The sequence below is a fragment of the Streptomyces tardus genome (genome assembly GCF_018101125.2).
Classification (GTDB): Bacteria; Actinomycetota; Actinomycetes; order Streptomycetales; family Streptomycetaceae; genus Streptomyces; species Streptomyces tardus.
The window spans coordinates 1,542,393-1,558,856 of the sequence record NZ_JAELVF020000001.1 but is presented as its reverse complement, the minus strand read 5'-3'; the positions used below and the strand labels follow the sequence as shown (position 1 = coordinate 1,558,856).

Here is a 16,464-nt window from a genome sequence, read left to right as displayed (position 1 = left end):
GTCCGGGGCCGTCCCTGCTGTCGCGCGTACGGGCCGGGCTTCGCGACGTGCGCGCGGGCCGACGCCGCGTGCGGCGCGGACTGGGCAGCGCGGGCCGGTCCGCCCAGCGGTGGGCCGGTACGGGGCGCGGGGCGCCGTAGGGCGAGGCCCGGGTGCCGGGGCGCGGGGTGAGGGCACCCGCCGCTTCTGCGACCATTGACGAATGCGTGCGCGATATGGAGTACCTCTCGGCATCACGGCATTCGGCGCGGCCTGTGTGGGCTACGCGACGCTCGTGGAGCCCCGTTCGTTCCGGCTGAGGCGGGTCACGGTCCCCGTGCTGCCGCCAGGGATGAAGCCCCTGCGGGCGCTCCACGTCTCCGACATCCACATGGTCTCGGGGCAGACGAAGAAGCGCCGCTGGTTGCAGTCCCTGGCCGGCCTGCGGCCCGACTTCGTCGTCAACACCGGCGACAACCTCTCCGACCCGCACGCCGTGCCCGAGCTGCTGGACGCGCTCGAACCCCTCATGGAGTTCCCCGGCACGTACGTCTTCGGCTCCAACGACTACTACGGGCCGAGGCTGCGCAACCCCGGCCGCTATCTGGTCGAGAAGGCGAGCGGTCGCCACGGCCTCAACGGCAACCAGCCCGTCGTCGGCGCCGTCCACAACCCGTGGGAGCCGATGCGCGACGCCTTCGACGCCGCCGGGTGGGTCGGCCTCACCAACGCCCGCGGTGAACTCAAGCTCGAACACGGCCACTTGGCCCTCACCGGGCTCGACGACCCGCACATCAAGCGTGACCGCTACAGCGAGGTCGCAGGCGGACCGGACCCGGACGCGGACCTCTCCCTCGCCGTCGTCCACGCGCCCTACCTGCGCGTGCTCGACGCCTTCACCGCTGCCCGCTACCCGCTGATCCTCGCCGGGCACACGCACGGCGGCCAGCTCCGCATCCCGTACTACGGCGCGCTGGTCACCAACTGCGACCTGGACACCGCACGGGTCAGCGGCCTCTCCGACCACCGCGTCGGCGACCGCCGCTCCTATCTGCACGTCTCCGCGGGCTGCGGCGCCAACCGCTACACCCCGATCCGGTTCGCCTGCCCGCCCGAAGCGACCCTCCTCACCCTCACCGAACGACCCCGCTGACCAGCGCACGAGCGCTCCTCCACCGCCTGCGAAACCGGATTTCGCCTCAGCGCGACCGTGGGCTAAAGTAGTGCTCGTTGCTTCGGGGTGTGGCGCAGCTTGGCAGCGCGCTTCGTTCGGGACGAAGAGGTCGTGGGTTCAAATCCCGCCACCCCGACAGATGTAACACCACGTCAGGCCGGTTCTCTCTGCACGAGAGAACCGGCCTGGCGTGTGTGTGCCTCCCGTGGCGAAATGCCGGCGAAGACTACGAGTTCTTCGCCGGGCGGCCTCGTCTCGCAGCGGCTTGAGCAGGCGATCGGGGCCCGAGGGGAGGTCCGGGGGTCATTCGAGCGGCGCTCTGAACGGGTAGACCGCCACGAACGAACCCCAGCCGCGCTCCGGTCCGTCCTTCCTCGACCATTCCAGGACCGGAGAACACGTACTGCTTCCATGGCGCTGATCGGCGACGCTCGAGCCGGACGGGTGGGCCCGTCCAGGCCCGCCCCATCCGGCACTGCGTGTGTAGCGCCTCAACTGCCGCAGGAGCAGTTCGCAGCCGACGGTGCGGTCGCGGTGGCCTCCGGTTGATCGGAGCAGCAGGCGTTGCTGCCGATTGCGGCGCTCTTCCCCAGTTGGTCGGCGTCGGCCTTGACGACGTAGACCTCCCAAGGCTCCTTGCCGGGGCCGTGTACCCAGACCTTGTCCTGGAGGGCGTAGCAGCAGGAGGTGTCGTTCTCCTCGAAGGTCGCGAGTCCGGCGTCCTTGAGGCGGGTGGTGGCGGCCGTGACCTCGTCGGTGGTCTCCACCTCGACTCCGAGGTGGTCCAAGCGGGTTTCCTGTCCGTGCTCGCCCTCGATGAGGACGAGTTTGAGCGGCGGGGTGGTGATGGTGAAGTTCGCGTAGCCGGGGCGGCGTTTGGTGGGTTCGACGCCGAAGAGCTTGGAGTAGAAGGTGACCGACGCTTCGAGGTCGGCGACATTGAGTGCGAGCTGGGCACGGGACATGGCGGTCTCCCCGGATCTAGTGAATCGATGTTTGTCGATACAACCTTGCGACGCGCATCGATGAATGTCAATATAGAAGCATGTCGAAACAAGAGCTCGTGGTGCTCGGCCGGGACGGCGTCGAGGGGTGCTGCCCGGCCCTGTTGGCCGCCCCGCTGGACGATGGTCAGGCTGAGGCGCTGGCCAAGGTGTTCAAGGCGCTGGGCGATCCGGTCCGGCTGCGGCTGCTGTCGATGATCGCCTCGCGTGCAGGCGGGGAGGTCTGCGTCTGCGACCTCACCCCGGCCTTCGACCTGTCGCAGCCGACGATCTCCCATCACCTGAAGCTGCTGAAGCAGGCCGGGCTCATCGGCTCCGAACGGCGCGGGACGTGGGTGTACTACCGGCTGCTGCCGGAGATGACCGACCGGCTCGCGGCGACTCTCACCCGTCCCGCGGGACAGCCGCTGTCCGAGGCGACGCCGGCCGGGGCCGCCTCATGAACGCCGAACCGGCCGCCCCAGAGGTGCCCGAGGGGCCGGTCGCCCGGCGGCTGTCGTTCCTGGACCGGTTCCTCGCGGTGTGGATTCTGATCGCGATGGCAGCCGGCCTCGGACTGGGTCGCCTCGTGCCCGGCCTCGGCGATGCGCTCGCGAAGGTCACCGTCACCGGTGTCTCGCTGCCCATCGCGCTCGGCCTGCTCGTGATGATGTATCCGGTGCTCGCCAAGGTCCGAGCACCTCGACGCCATGAACGCCTGCGAAGGCGCCTTGGATGCGCTTGAAAAGGCGTGGAGCCGTTACGACGGGATTCGGACGTGAGGCTGGGTGGAATGTGTCCGCTCTGAAGGCCGATGTGCTGAGAAGGGTCAATCGTTCACGACGTCAGCTGAATCCTGGTGGCCCCGTTCGGCTTGGCTGATCTGCCGTTCCATGGCGAACATGGCCAACGCTGCGCCCGCCAGCGCGTGGTGTGCACCTTGAAGAGCGCTGAGCCGGGATGCCTGCGCACTCGTGGAGTCCAAGTCGTTGTAGGCGTCCTGCAGCAGCTGGACGGCTCTCGTGAGACTGGAGTGAATCGCAGGGTCGGCAGTCTCTGTGGACGGATCGGTACCTGGCTCTAGCACCTGCCTCGCGGCGCGCCAGGGCTTCACTCTCCAGGCCGGACACCGTGAGGTACTCCGAGCCCGTCGTACCGGTGCGGGCCAGATCCTGGGCTACCAGCCCCGCAATGGCCCTGTTCAGCAGATCTTGTCGCTCTTGTGAGACAGGCCAGACCGGAGCGCTCCACACATCGGCTCTGGCCGTCCATGTGCCTTGGCTAGCGGTTGACACGCACCCGAACAGCACACGAACGCTCTTGGCCTTGCGATAGGCGGCGTTGAAATCCTCCAACTTGGAGCAGTCAGGGATGAGTTCAGCAGGCAACGGTCCAGGCTTCGGCATACAACCAGTCTTGGTGATGTGGAGCCTTTCGCGCCGGGGGTATGGCGGAGCCGGCGCCTACGGAAGTAGTTCCGGTTGGCTTGTTCACACAGCTATGTGCGAAGCGACCCCAGTACGGATCGGCTCCTACAGCCGAGCGGCCACCCGCCTGGGAGAAATCTGGGAGATGATCTTCTCCCAGAGACCCCCCGAGGCCATGCCAGGCCAGCTAACTCCGAGCCTCTGACCAGTCCGTTTACCGATCCAGCCTGTTGACGATCACGCTCGGACCTCATTCGGGACGAAGAGGTCGTGGGTTCGAATCCCGCCACCCCGACAGAAGAAACAGAGATCAGGGGCCTGATCCGCGAAAGCGGGTCAGGCCCCTGACTCGTTGTCGGGGCGTGGATCGGTCGAGCGACGGGCCCGGTTCGGGCAGGCCCGCGGACGGCCCGGTACCGGATGTGCGCTGCCTGCCCGGCGCAGGGCGGTCGATGCTCGGGGCTTAACTCGTTGGCTCCCGAACTGCTGCGAATCCGACGGGAGTTGGCGGCCCTGCGGCCCTTGCGGGTGCGGACAGCTGCTCGGGTCAGCGGCGGATGGGGGTCTGGCGTGCTGCCCCGCCATCTGTCCCGGCACATCGAAGATCCGTTTCGGAGGTCCCACTCGTTCGGTCCGGGGCCCACGGCTACCCGGAGGTCGGTCGTGTCTTTCCGCGTCCGTTCGGCTCCCGGCCCCTCGCGCCGGCGACCCCCGGGGCGGCCGTTGTTCTGGCGGGTGCGCCGGGAGGAGGGACGCCGGCGGGACGTGCGGCAGCGGGACGTGCGGAAGTGGGACATGCGCCGGCAGGAGGTGCGCCGGGAGGAGGGACGCCGGCGGGACGTGCGGCAGCGGGACGTGCGCCGGCGGGACGTGCCGTTGCGGCGGGTGCGCCCGGTGGCCGGGCGGCTGCGCCCGGGGCGGCCGTTGTTCTGGCGGGTGCGGCCGTGGAGTGTGGCCGTGCTGCTGTGCGTACTGCTGCTGGCGGGGTACTTCCTGTTGCCGCTGCACCACTTCGGTCCGCACCGGCCGACGGCGAGCTGGGCGGTGTTCGTGGGGGCGCTGGGCGCGGTGGCGGGGCTCCTGGTGTGGCAGATCCGGGACGTGCTGCTGGAGCGGTCGACGGCCCGGCCCGGCTTCGTGATCCCGGTGCTGATGATGGTCTCGGTGCACATCTTCGCCGCGGGGTACTTCGCCCTGTCGCGGTACCCGGGCGAGATGAGCGGGCTCGAGACCCGGTTGGACGCGCTCTACTTCACGATGGTCACGCTGACCACTGTCGGCTACGGCGATGTCGTCGCCACGGGGCAGACGGCGCGCATCGTGGTGGTCCTCCAACTGGTGTACGGCCTGGTGTTCCTGACCGCGGCGGGTGCGGCGCTCAGTACGCAGCTGCGGGGAATGCTCGGTACGCGTGCAGCGCAGCGGGACAGCGCCTCGCTTCAGCGGGAGAGCACCTCGCGGAGGTGAGCGCCGACCTGTTCGGTCTCCGCCAGGAAGCCGTCGTGGCCGTGGTCGGAGCGCAGCCGGGCGGAGTTCGGCACCGGGTGTCGCGGCGGCCAACGCGGCCTGTTGGGCGGGCGGGTGGAGCCGGTCGGTGTCGACGCCGATCACGAGTGCGGGCGTGTGCAGCCGGCGCAGGGCTGCCGTCGTACCGCCGCGTCCGCGTCCGATGTCGTGGGTGTTCATGGCCTCGGCGAGCGTCACGTAGCTGCCGGCGTCGAAGCGGCGCACCAGTTTGTCCGCCTGGTGGTCCAGATAGGACTCCACCTGGTGGCGGCCACCGCGGGCGGGGTCCTCGCCGGGTTGGGCGGCGCGGCCGAAGCGCGTCTGGAGCTCGGGTTCGGTGCGGTAGGTGAAGTGGGCGATGCGGCGCGCGGTGCCGAGTCCGCGGTGGGGGCCGAGACCGCGGTGGGGGCCGTGGCCGGCGGGCAGTCGGTGGTAGTCGCCGCCGTGCCAGCCGGGGTCGTCGCGCACGGCGCGGATCTGGAGCGACGCCCAGGCGATCTGTTCGGCGGAGGCGGCTGCCGGGCAGGCGAGCAGGCACAGCGCGCGCACCCGGTCGGGGGCGGTCGCGGCCCACTCCAGGGCGCGCATGCCGCCCATGGAGCCGCCTATGACGCAGTGCCAGCGTTCAATGCCGAGCGCGTCGGCCAGCCGGGCCGCGGCGGCGACCTGGTCGCGCTGGGTGAGGCGGGGGAAGGAGCTGCCCCACGGTCGGCCGCCGGCGCCCGGCAGGGGGTTGGCGGAGGCGGGGCCGGGGCTGCCCTGGCAGCCGCCGAGGACGTTGGGGGCGACGACGAACCAGCGGTCGGTGTCCAGCGGGCGGTGTCCAGCGGGCGGCCCTGCCCGACCAGGGCGTCCCACCAGCCGGGCGAGGGGTGCCCCGGGCCGGCGGCTCCGGCGAGGTGGCTGTCGCCGGTGAGCTGCTCCTCGGTGAGCTGACTGTGGGTGGTGGAGGCGGGGTGGATGATCAGGCTGCGGACGTCGCCGATGTTGGCGAGATGGCTGAAGAGGCGCACAGCGTCGACGAAGCGTTTTCCGGCCTCGACGCCGTCGCGCGGTTCGAAGGAGGACCGCTCCGGTGCCCTGCGGCAGATAGCGCCGGCCCGCCTCGTACCAGCGGTTGCCCGGCAGCCCGGGTAGTGGACGGCCGCGACCTCCTCGCGCTGCTCCAGCCACTCGGCGATCCGCTGTGCGTTGGCGGAGTGCCGTTCCAGCCGGAGGCTGAGTGTTTCGACGCCCTGGAGCAGCAGGAATGCCGAGTGCGGGGAGAGAGCGGGCCCCAGGTCGCGCAGCAGTTGGACGCGCAGCTTCACGGCGAAGGCACTCGGACCGAGGTCGGGCCAGTAGCGCAGCCCGTGGTACCTGGGGTCGGGCTCGGAGAAGTCGTGGAAGCGTTCGGCGTGCCTGCCGAAGTCGAAGGTGCCGCCGTCGACGACGACACCGCCGATGGTCGTGCCGTGGCCGCCGAGGAGCTTGGTGGCGGAGTGCACCACGATGTCGGCGCCGTGCTCCTCGAAGACGTTCTGGGTGGGGTTGTGGATGCGGGTGTAGATGTTGCCGGGTTCGGCGAGCGAGAAGAGGTCGGCGGCGTGCTGCGTGCCGTCGAAGACGAACGAGGTCGTCTGGTAGATCGGAGTGGCGCGTGCGCCGGTGTCGAGCACGGCGCCGGAGTGGATCTGCCTGGTCTCGAACGCCCAGGCGGGCTCGGCCTGTTGGGGCTGGTCCGAGGTGTGGCCGCCGGTCGCGGCGTCGACGGTCTGGCTCATGTCGTTCCTTCGGTGCTGCCGCGCCGCTACGGCTCGCCGCACGGGTGGTGACCGTGGGGCGGCCTGTTCGGGGCCGGAAGGATGCAAGGAGGTGTCCATCAACCCGAAATGTGCGGGCAACATGTCGACGATCCGTCGAACACCCGCTCAGGAGAAAGACGTTCCGTGAGGGGGCGGGCACGGGGAGTCGGGGCTGTGGGGCGGAATCACCGAGAGGGGATAGGTGGCCCCGACACTATTTTGGCGTTCAATTTCTTTTCGCTCGACCGAGTGAAGGGGACTTCCTCTCGGCGGGGCTCATCGAGTTGCACGCGCGTGATTCCCGACGGGGAGACCGTCGTGCGGGTCCCTCGGGAAAGACGAGGAAATCCGCTCCGGGGTCGGTTATGGCCCTGACCGTTATGGGTGTTTTGGGGTGACCCTGGTGTGAGGTGGCTGGCATCACCATGCCGAGCGGTGGCACCGCGGCTCCGGGAGTCACTTGTCTGGTGAGGTGCGCTCGCGCGCGACCGCGGAATGTGGAATTCCGTTCCGGCCGGCGAAGGGGAGCCCGGGCTTCCGGTGGGCGGGGAGGCGAAGGGGCCGGAAAGCGATTGCCAGCGGCAGTGTTTGCTACACCTAAGTTTCTCGCGATCTCCGTCCCGTCCTCGTCGGGGGGTGCTGTTCATGATCGTTGAACCTTCGCGGTGACGCTCCGGTTCCCTGCCGACCAGCAATTTCACTCCGACTGCCCTGCTCGTCAGGTGTCTGGTGCGGGACTGGGGCGGGGTGCGGGGAGACGTTGACTGGCTACCAGCCAGTAAAAAACCGACCCAAGTGATGACACCTGTCATGTGCTGGGGTGAACGGTCGGGGCCCGGTTCCGGAGCTCGTTGGTCGGGGCCGACGGGGGTGCTCGGGGGAAGATGGCCACTTGAGGACAGTGGCGGCGTGCTCGGCCGTCGTGCGGTGGCCCGGCGCGTCGGAATCGGGCACCGGTTCCGTGCACGCCGAGGGCAGGTGCAGCTTGTTGACAGTGAAAGACCGGTAACGGTTGACTCCCGGTCAGGAGTTGCGATTCTTCGCAGCTGATTTGGTTGGGGCCATCAGGAATGTCCTCGACCGGTCGTCGCGAACCGCACTCGGGCAGCTCGTCGGAAGTTTGGTGCGAAGCAATCGCACATTCAATTCTTTTATCACTGTGTCCGGTAGTAACGGATCGGACACTGCGACGGGTTGCCGAGTGCGAGCGCGTGAGCGCAAGGCTGTGTACATCACGGGGGAGTACATGACTGAGACAGTTTTCGAACGTCCAAGGGTCGGCGTGCCGGTGCGGTCCGCGGCCCAGAGCCATGCGGCGCACCTGGAGCAAACCCTGCTCCAGGCCCGCCGGTTGATCGAGTCCACCGTCACCCTGCACCGTCGGCGCCCTTCCGCGTCCGGCGTCATGCAGACGGACGCGGGTGTGACCACGGAGACCCTGGAACAGCTCATCTTCCGGGCCCGGCGCTCGGTGAGCGTCTCCTTCAGCGGTTCGGTCGGCTTCGTCGAGGCCGTACTGCGCTGCCTCGGGCACGTACCCGACGGTGTGTCCGTGCGGATTCTCTGCACGCCGACTGCCGCCGACGCCGCCTCCGCCCAGCTCCACAGCCGCCCGGACGTACGGGTGTTCCGCCACGATCTGCGCGAAGTCGTCGTGGTGGACGGGTCGTTCGCCTTTCTGCGGTCGCCGGGAAAGGGCGCCGCGGTCGTCACGGACACCGCCACCGTCAGCGCCATGGAGATGCTCTACGTCGGCGTCTGGTCGCGCGGGCGCAAGCTCGGCGACCATCTGGAGCTGAGCCCCAGACTGCGGACCGAGCTGACCCGTCGCATCCTGGAGAGGATGCGGGCCGGTCGTACGGACGCTGCCGCGGCCCGCGAGCTGCAGGTCTCGCTGCGCACCTACCGTCGTCATGTCGCCGAGATCATGCGGGAGTTGGAGGCCTCCTCCCGTTTCGCCGCCGGAGTGCGTGCGGTCGAGGTCGGCCTGCTGCCACAGGAGCACTGAGCCCGTACGCCCGCGACGCGCCGTGCCGCACCCGATGCGCGCGGGGCGGCGTGCGCGGGGCGGCGTGCGTCCGTGCCGTGGCGCCCGTCCTGTGCCGCTCGTCCGACGGGCGCGGTGTGCCGCAGGCGCGCCCGCACCCGGCTGCCGCCGGAACCCGCCGCGGCGGCGGCCCGTGACCGGCGGCGGCCCGTGACCGGCGGCGGTCCGCGGCCCCAGTCGTAACCCGCCGCGGCAGCCCAGCAATCGACCGCATTCGACGAACAAGTGGAGTGATACGTGCACCGAAGACCGGGGGACGATTTGGAGTACGCGTTGCTGACGGTGCAGGAGCTGATCGAGTCGACGATGGTCATCCACCGCGACCGCAGCCGGCAGGAGCAGCTCATCACCGCGGTGAGCGGCAGCTACGCGAAGGTGCTGACCTACGCCCGGGAGCTGATCGAGCAGGCCGAGGACACGATCGACATCCTGCACTCCCGGGTGCCGAGCTCCAGCGAGCGGCTGGAGGGGGCCGGCTGGTCCGAGCGCGATCTGCTGAACTGCGCTCAGGACTCGGTCACCACACGGGTGTTGGTCTCCCCGGTGCTGGCCGAGGAGTCGTTTCCCCGGCAGGGGTCGGGCAAGGCCAAGCCGATCGCCGTACGGGTGGTGCGGCTGCCCTCGCTCCAGGTGCTGATCGCCGACGGTTCCACCGCGCTGGTGGTGGCCGGGCCGTCGGCAGCGCGCAGGGCTTCGCTGATCAAGGAGCCCGAGGTGCTCCAGGCGATGCGGATGTACTTCGAGAGCATCTGGAACAGTTCGCTGCCCGCGGACGAGCACAGCATCTTCGGCGATCGGGACCGCACCGTGCTCAGCCGGCAGATCCTCGGCGCGCTGCGTGCGGGCGTCACCGACGAGGTCGCGGCGCGCGAGCTGACCGTCTCGGTGCGGACCTACCGGCGCTACGTGGCCGAGATCATGGCGCTGCTCGGCGCCAACTCGCGCTTCCAGGCGGGAGTTCGGGCAGCGGAGCTCGGGCTGCTGCCCTCCTCCTCGTCCGTGCCCAGGCAGCCGAGCGGGCCACAGGGGTGAGATGTCGCCTTCCGCCCGGGATCGCAGCTTCATGAAAGCGGCGTTGCCCCCGCTGACACGGCGCAGTTGGATGAGCCACCAGTACGGGCACCTCCGCTTCCGGAGGTGCCCGTCCGGCGGCTCATTCCCCAGGCCGCCCCTCGCGGGGGCCCTGCGCGACATCCTTCGCAGCGGGCCCCCGCCTCTCGGTCCACTCCGTGCGGAAGGCACTCCCATGAGTCAGCAGCAGATCGGCCTGGTCTTCCCCGGACAGGGGACGCAGAAGCAGGGCATGGGCGAGCCCTGGAGGGACACCCCGTCCTGGGCGATCGTCGCGGAGGTCTCGGAGGTCGTCGGCGAGGACCTGTCCGAGCTGCTGCTGGACACTCCTGCCGAGACGCTGCGCCGGACCGATCTCGCCCAACTCTCGGTTTTCACCGTCTCGTTGATCGCCCATGCGGAGGCGGTGCGCCGCGACGCGCTGGGCGGTGAGGTGATCGCCTGTGCCGGGCACAGCCTCGGCGAGTACACCGCGCTCACCGCGGCCGGGGCGCTGTCGGTGCCCGCCGCCGCGAAGCTGGTCGCGGCCCGCGGCCGGGCGATGCGGGAGGCGGCACGGGACGGCGGAGGCACGATGGGCGCCCTGGTGGCGGCTCCGCTGGAGAAGGTGGAGGAACTGGTCGCCGCAGTGCGCGCCAAGGGCGAGGAGGTCTGGGTCGCCAACATCAACGCCCCCGGCCAGACGGTGGTTTCCGGTTCGGTCGACGGGGTCGGCCAGGTGGCGCTGGAAGCGCCGGAGTACGGGGCGAAGTTCATTCGGATGCAGGTGGGCGGCGCCTTCCACAGCCCGTACATGGCGCCCGCCGCCGAAGCGCTCACGCTGGCGCTGAAGGAGACCGGGTTCGCCGCCCGTCACGTGCCGGTCGTCGCCAACATCGACGCACGGGCACACGACGGCGACTGCGACTGGCCCGACCACGGCACCCGCCAACTCACCTCGCCGGTGCGGTGGGAGGAGAGTGTGCGCACGCTCACCGAGACGCTCGGCTGCCGCCGGCTGGTGGAGCTGGGACCGGGACGCGCCATGGCGGGGCTGATCCGCAGGATCGCGCCGGGCACCGAAGTGGTGTCCCTGGACGCGCCGTCGGCGATGGACTGACGGCCGGTACGGCACCACGAGCGAGTCACGGGCACCGGCGGGCCGAGAGGGTCCCGGGCCCGCGGGGAGGGGAACCGGCGCACCATGGCATCCGGCACCGAGATCCGTCGGAGCAGTCGCAGTCGCAGTCGCAGTCGCAGTCGCGGTCGCAGCCGCGGTCACTGCTGCGGGTCGGTCGTTCTCAGCGGTGGGGGAGCGCGCGGATGAGCGCACCGACCCCGGCCCGTGAGTGGGCGAGCGGAATCAGCGTCCTCGACAAGGCGTCCACGCTGCTGGAAATCGTCGAGCAGGCGCCGACGCCGCTGAACGAGCTGGTCGCCCGTTCCGGCCTCGCCCGGCCCACCGCCTACCGGATCGCGATGGCGCTGCAACGCCTCGGCCTGCTCACCCGCGACTCCCGCAAACGCTTCGTTCTCGGCCCGCGGCTGGGTTCGATGTCGGTGGAGGCGCGGCACGACCGGCTGGCCCAGGAGGCGGTGCCGGTGCTCGCCGAACTCCACGCGCTGACCGGGCTCGACGCCCGAGTGCTGCGACGCAGCGGCCGGGCACAACTCTGCGTCGCCACCTCGGACGACGCCCCCGCCCTCCGTGAGGACGCCCCCGCGTCGTTGGACGACGCCACCTCCCTCGGGGACAGTGCCGCACCAGCGGACGGGACCTCCGCGCTTGCCGACGCCCTCGCGACCGGCTCCGACGCCCCCGCGGGTCGCCCGGCACGCACGGGCGGCACGACCCGTACGGCCCGAACACCCCGCCCCGGCAGGGCAGTTGCGGCGGAGCCGACGCGCACGACGTTTCAGCCAAGCGCCACGCCCCCGGCCGTTGCCATGTCCCCCACAGCTGCGACGGACCGGGCGTTCCCGGCCGCCCGCACCGGACCGGGCGCCGGAACGCGGCCAACCGCCGGTCCGTACCGACCAGTTGCGTCAGCAGGCGCAGACCCGACCGATCGGGCCGACCGGGCGCCGGTCGGCACCGCGCGAGCTCTGACGGGCGGCGCGGTCGCGCTGGTGCTGCTGGCCTGGGAGGAACCCGAGGAGATCTTCGCCGGGTTGCGGGGCGCGCGGTTCACCGCGGCGCATCTCTCCCAGGTGCGTCGCAGGGGCTGGGCCAGAGGAGCCGACGCGATGGTTCCCGGCGAGGTCGCGTACGCGGTGCCGGTACGGATCGGCGCGGGCCGGGTGGTGGCGGCGCTGTCGGTGTCCGGCGAACCGGACCGGATGGACCCGGTCGCCTTCCGGCGGTTCGGTGCGCCGGTGTTCGACGCCGCGAACCGGCTGGGCGACCTCCTCCAGCAGAGCCACCCCGCGCCCGTACGCGACTGAAGCCAGCGTCTGTACGCGCGCCCGTACGCGACTGACGACGGGCCTGTACGCCCGTGCGCGGCCGACCCGCACCCGCCGAGGGCCGTCCCCGGGCCCGTACGCCGTCGTCCCCGGGCCCGTACGCCCCTGAGGGGGCCGCGCCGCGGAGGCCCCGGGTTGTGCGGCGTGCTTCTGCCGTCGCGGTCCCGTCCCTCGCCGGGGACGGGACCGCCCGTCACCGGTCGGTCTTGGCCACCGTGAACAGGACGCGCAGCACCAGCACCGAGCTGATCAGCAGCATGTTGTAGCCGAAGATCTCGAAGAGCCGCAGCGAGTTGGCGAACTGCGGCCCGCCGTCGGTGGAGAGCAGCATGATGCCCATCAGCCCGGCGAGCCCGCCGAGGAAGGCGAACAGCACGTCGCGCACGATGCCGCGGATGAAGCGGCGGTCGCGTTCGTCCGCGAGCAGCCGTACGCCCACGCTGAACCGGCCCTGTTCCAGGGCGCCGGTGATGCGCTCCAGCCGCCGGGGCAGCCGCATCAGCATGGGCAGGACGACGGCCGCCTCGTCCGTGAGCGATCTGGTCAGCTGCTTGGGGGAGAGCCGCCGGGTGAGCTCGTTGGTGGCGAAGGTGCGCGCCTCCTCGACGATGTCGAAGCCGGGGTTCAGCCGCTCCAGCGAGCCCTCCACAGTGGCCAGCGAGCGGAAGGCGGCGGCGATCTCCGGCGGCACGGTGAGGCCGAACCTGGCGACGATCAGGAAGAGGTCCGCGAACATTTCGTGCCCGGGGCGTGCGCCGGGGGCGAGATGGCGTGCGGCGAACCGTCCCATCGCCCGTTTGAACCGCTCCTCGTCGATGCCCTCGGGCCGCTCCACCAGCTCCAGCAGCGAATCCGAGAGCGCCAGCGGGTCGTTGCGGTCGATGGCCAGCAGCAGGCTGCGCATGCTGGTGCGCAGCAAGGCGTCGATCCGTCCGACCGAACCGAAGTCGAGCATGCCCAGCCGGCCGTCCTCCAGGATGAGGATGTTGCCGGGGTGCGGGTCGGCGTGGAAGACGCCGCCCTCCATGATCTGCCGCAGCAGGCAGTTGAGCAGGTCGCGGGCGAGGGCGGTCCGGTCCAGGCCGCGTGCCTCCAGCACCGAGTCGGCCCGGTTGAGGGTGGTCCCCTCCAACCACTCGATGACCAGTACGCGTTCGCTGGAGAGCTTCTCGAAGACCTTGGGCAGCCGTACGGGAGGGAGCCCCCGCGGCGCGGCGCCGTCCCCCTTCTCGTCGGCCTCGGAACGGGTGGTGGCCTCGTTCTTCGCGATCTGTGCGGCGACTGCCGCCGTGTTGCGTGCCTCGGTGTGGAAGTCCAGTTCCTCGTCGAGCGAGGTGGCGAAACCCTGCACCAGTTCGCGGGCGCCGATGGTGCGGCCCCAGTCGGTGTGCCGGTCGAGCATGTCGCTGAGCTGGAAGAGGATGTCGAGGTCGCGTTCGACGACCTGGCGGGCTCCGGGCCGCTGCACCTTCACCGCGACCGCGCGCCCGTCGTGCAGCCGGGCGCGGTGCACCTGGGCGATCGAACCGGCGGCCAGCGGTTCGGGGTTGAACTCGGCGAACACCTCGGTCGGCGAGGCGCCCAGCTCCTCGGCCAGCACCTGCTCGATATCGGCCCAGGGCTCCGCCGTCACCTCGTGCTGGAGGGAGCTCAACTCGTGGATGAACACGTCCGGCAGCAGGTCGTACCGGGAGGACAGCACCTGCCCGAGTTTGACGAAGGTGGCGCCCGCCTCCTCCAGCGCGAGCCGCAGCGAACGTGCCAGCGCGGCCTGTTCCCGCGGGTCGGCGGTGCCGCGGCGGAAGCGGCCGTTGAGGAAGCGGCGCAGCCGGTGCCGCACGGCGATCCGGCTCAGCTGGGTGTAGCGGCGGCTGCGCGTCACGCGGCGCCGCAGGGCGCCGGGCAGCCGGGCCATTCCCTGCATCGAGCCGCCCGCCACCGCTCCTTCGGAGAGCACCAGGAACAACATGGCCGCCAGCAGCGCGGCGCCCAACTGGACGGTCACCAGCGGGGTCTGGCCGGCGTCGGGGCCCATCGCGGTACCCACGACGGCAGCCGAGAGCAGGCCCACCAGACCGGTGAGCAGTGCGCGTACGGTGCCGATGCGCAGCCCGAGCAGTCGCCGGGCCACCACAGCCATGATCATCGGCCCGAGCAGGGCGGTTGCCGCGGCGATCAGGAGGAAAGCGACGGGATTCACCTCACCGATCGTAGGGACAGACCCGAACGCGGGGACTGTGCGCGGGCGTACGGGAGAAGGCGTCGGAGCGTCGAACCGTCGCGGGAGCACGAGCGAGGTGCAGCGGGCTCCGCGGGCGCCTCGTCGGGCTCGGGCTCGCGCCGGCGCGTCGGCCGGTGCCGCGCTCCGCGCTCCGCGCCAAGAGGTACGCACGCGCATTGTCGACCGGACGCGGCGGCCCGCGGTACGCGCTCGGCAGCTTCTGGCAGTTTGCTGCACGGCCGCCCGTCGCTCCGGGAGCCCGGGCGTCGCCCCCGCAGCGGCGGTTCGACCGGGGCGCCGGGGCCCTGGCAGCTAGCGGTCAACAGCTTGTTGGCCGCTCGGTCGGCTGCGAGTGTGGCGGCGGACCGGCCGCCCTGCGGCGGTCCTCCCCGCAGTCGTGTCACCGAGGTTGGGGTTTCCGCGTGACCGCACAGCAGCTGTACGAGGCCCTGTCGGACAGCCGCACCGACGTTGCGGACGCTGCCGTCCCTGCCGGCGGATCCCTCGAACTCCCGCGGGAAGAGCGCGAGTTCGACCTTCGGATGAGTCGGCGGCTGGCCTCCGTCGAGCAGCTGCTCCTGACGACCTGCCGGGACGTGTCCGACCCCCGGTTCGCGGATCTCACCGGACATCTGGCGGCGAACGGCGGCAAGCGGCTGCGCCCGCTGCTGGTGCTGCTGGGTGCCGAGTTCGCCGACTGCGAGCGGGCCGGGGTCGAACGAGCCGCAGTCGCTGCCGAGTTGGTCCACCTCGCCTCGCTCTACCACGACGACGTGGTCGACGAGGCCGCCACCCGGCACGGCGCCGCGACGGCCAACCGGCGCTGGGGCAACCGGATGGCCGTCCTCGGCGGTACGTGGCTGCTGGCCAGGACCGCCGGGTTGGCCGCCGGACTCGTGCCGGGCGCGCTCGCGCTGAACGCCGATACCGCTGACCGCCTCGTCGCCGGCCAACTGCGCGAGCTGGTCGGCCCGTTGCCGGGCGAACCCCCGGTCGAGTACTACTTCCAGGTCACCGCGGGGAAGACGGCCGCGCTGCTGTCGATGTCGTTGCGGATGGGGGCGCTCCAGGCCGGAGCGCAGCCGGAGGCGATCGCCGCGCTGGTCGAGTACGGCGAGCAGATCGGGATCGCCTTCCAGATCGCCGACGACATCCTCGACCTGGCACCGTCGGAGGCGGGCACCGGCAAGGAGCGCGGCAAGGACCTGCTGGCCGGGGTGCACAGCCTGCCGGTGCTGCTGGCGCGGGAGGACAGCGATCCGCGCGGTGCCCGGCTGCGTGCACTGCTGGAGGACGGGCCCGCCGCGCACGGCGTGGAATGGCACGGCCGGGTGCTGGACCTCTTCGCCCGGTCACGGGCCGTCGAACGCGCAGTGGCGCTGATGCACGAGCGGCTGGAACGGGCCCGCAAGGCACTCGCGCCGCTGCCACCGCTGCCGGCCCGCGGTGCGCTCGACGCACTCTGCGATTTCGTGGCCGCGCGCGCCGGTTGAGGTCGCCGGCACACGAGCGTGCACCCAACTGCCGGGCGGACGAAGCGGGTTGTGCGCCTCGGGCGCTGAACGACGTCGCTGGACGACGGAGTTGGGCCCAGATCCGGTGGCGTCGTGGAACCCGGCCGGCCGACGGCGACGTGCCCGACGGCGCGTACGGCAACGTGCCGTTGATGCGTACAGCGGCGCGTGCGGTGACGTACCTGGCGGTGCGAGTGATCCGGCCGCGGACGCCTGCGCGTGCGGGAGACGAGAGGCGAACGGAGAGGCGAACGGCGCGGTGAACTCCGCGGTCCGGGGCTCGAGGTCCGGGGCTCGGTGCTGTGGGTGGGTC

10 protein-coding genes, 1 tRNA gene and 4 pseudogenes are annotated in these 16,464 nt (G+C 71.0%); 10 read left to right on the top strand and 5 right to left on the bottom strand.

Annotation, left to right across the window (positions count from 1 at the left end):
* Window positions 1–196: pseudogene (locus JGS22_RS06720) on the bottom strand (hypothetical protein); the annotation flags it as partial.
* Window positions 197–202: 6 nt separating this feature from the next.
* Between JGS22_RS06720 and JGS22_RS06715 the strand changes: the two are divergent.
* Together JGS22_RS06715 and JGS22_RS06710 are read left to right on the top strand one after the other, a co-directional pair.
* Window positions 203–1,132 (top strand): metallophosphoesterase, encoded by a 930-nt coding sequence (locus JGS22_RS06715; RefSeq protein ID WP_211043332.1) that lies wholly within the window; start codon window positions 203–205, stop codon window positions 1,130–1,132.
* A gap of 83 nt (window positions 1,133–1,215) precedes the next feature.
* A tRNA-Pro gene (locus JGS22_RS06710) sits at window positions 1,216–1,289 on the top strand.
* A 355-nt stretch (window positions 1,290–1,644) separates the two neighbouring features.
* Here JGS22_RS06710 and JGS22_RS06705 read toward each other — a convergent pair.
* Entirely contained in the window at window positions 1,645–2,118 is a 474-nt protein-coding gene (locus JGS22_RS06705) for an ArsI/CadI family heavy metal resistance metalloenzyme (RefSeq protein WP_211043334.1), read from the bottom strand.
* An 80-nt stretch (window positions 2,119–2,198) separates the two neighbouring features.
* Between JGS22_RS06705 and JGS22_RS06700 the strand changes: the two genes are divergently transcribed.
* From JGS22_RS06700 to JGS22_RS27030, 3 genes and pseudogenes are all read left to right on the top strand, one after another.
* Window positions 2,199–2,600 (top strand): ArsR/SmtB family transcription factor, encoded by a 402-nt coding sequence (locus tag JGS22_RS06700; protein WP_211043337.1) that lies wholly within the window; start codon window positions 2,199–2,201, stop codon window positions 2,598–2,600.
* A pseudogene (locus JGS22_RS06695) lies at window positions 2,597–2,842 on the top strand (arsenic resistance protein); the annotation flags it as partial. The gene JGS22_RS06700 and the pseudogene JGS22_RS06695, both read left to right, overlap by 4 nt.
* 1,486 nt (window positions 2,843–4,328) lie before the next feature.
* Entirely contained in the window at window positions 4,329–5,030 is a 702-nt protein-coding gene (locus JGS22_RS27030) for a potassium channel family protein (RefSeq protein WP_308405550.1), read from the top strand.
* Here JGS22_RS27030 and metX read toward each other — a convergent pair.
* Together metX and JGS22_RS27315 are read right to left on the bottom strand one after the other, a co-directional pair.
* Window positions 5,003–6,037, bottom strand: a pseudogene (gene metX / locus JGS22_RS27320) (homoserine O-acetyltransferase MetX). The gene JGS22_RS27030 and the pseudogene metX overlap by 28 nt on opposite strands.
* 6 nt (window positions 6,038–6,043) lie before the next feature.
* A pseudogene (locus JGS22_RS27315) lies at window positions 6,044–6,832 on the bottom strand (PLP-dependent transferase); the annotation flags it as partial.
* A gap of 1,267 nt (window positions 6,833–8,099) precedes the next feature.
* On the opposite strand from JGS22_RS27315, the gene JGS22_RS06680 reads away from it, so the two are divergent.
* The 4 genes from JGS22_RS06680 to JGS22_RS26085 all read left to right on the top strand — a co-directional run bounded on the left by JGS22_RS06680 (window position 8,100) and on the right by JGS22_RS26085 (window position 12,395).
* Window positions 8,100–8,861 carry a helix-turn-helix transcriptional regulator gene (locus tag JGS22_RS06680; RefSeq protein ID WP_211042317.1) on the top strand — a complete coding sequence of 254 codons (762 nt, stop codon included), beginning with the start codon at window positions 8,100–8,102 and terminating at the stop codon, window positions 8,859–8,861.
* A 276-nt stretch (window positions 8,862–9,137) separates the two neighbouring features.
* On the top strand, window positions 9,138–9,932 hold the full coding sequence (locus JGS22_RS06675) for a helix-turn-helix transcriptional regulator (RefSeq protein WP_308405549.1): 795 nt from the start codon (window positions 9,138–9,140) through the stop codon (window positions 9,930–9,932).
* Between the two features lie 214 nt (window positions 9,933–10,146).
* Window positions 10,147–11,070: an ACP S-malonyltransferase gene (locus JGS22_RS06670; protein ID WP_211042316.1), complete on the top strand. Its 924-nt coding sequence runs from the start codon at window positions 10,147–10,149 to the stop codon at window positions 11,068–11,070.
* Window positions 11,071–11,273: 203 nt separating this feature from the next.
* Entirely contained in the window at window positions 11,274–12,395 is a 1,122-nt protein-coding gene (locus tag JGS22_RS26085) for a helix-turn-helix domain-containing protein (protein WP_236073053.1), read from the top strand.
* 214 nt (window positions 12,396–12,609) lie between these two features.
* Here JGS22_RS26085 and JGS22_RS06655 read toward each other — a convergent pair whose 3' ends face one another.
* The gene (locus JGS22_RS06655; RefSeq protein ID WP_308405548.1) at window positions 12,610–14,616 is read right to left on the bottom strand and encodes an ABC1 kinase family protein; all 2,007 of its coding nucleotides are present in this window, start codon (window positions 14,614–14,616) and stop codon (window positions 12,610–12,612) included.
* Window positions 14,617–15,059: 443 nt separating this feature from the next.
* Between JGS22_RS06655 and JGS22_RS06650 the strand changes: the two genes are divergently transcribed.
* A complete protein-coding gene (locus tag JGS22_RS06650) occupies window positions 15,060–16,130 on the top strand; it encodes a polyprenyl synthetase family protein (protein WP_308405547.1) in 1,071 nt (356 codons plus the stop codon).
* Window positions 16,131–16,464 lie beyond the last annotated feature (334 nt).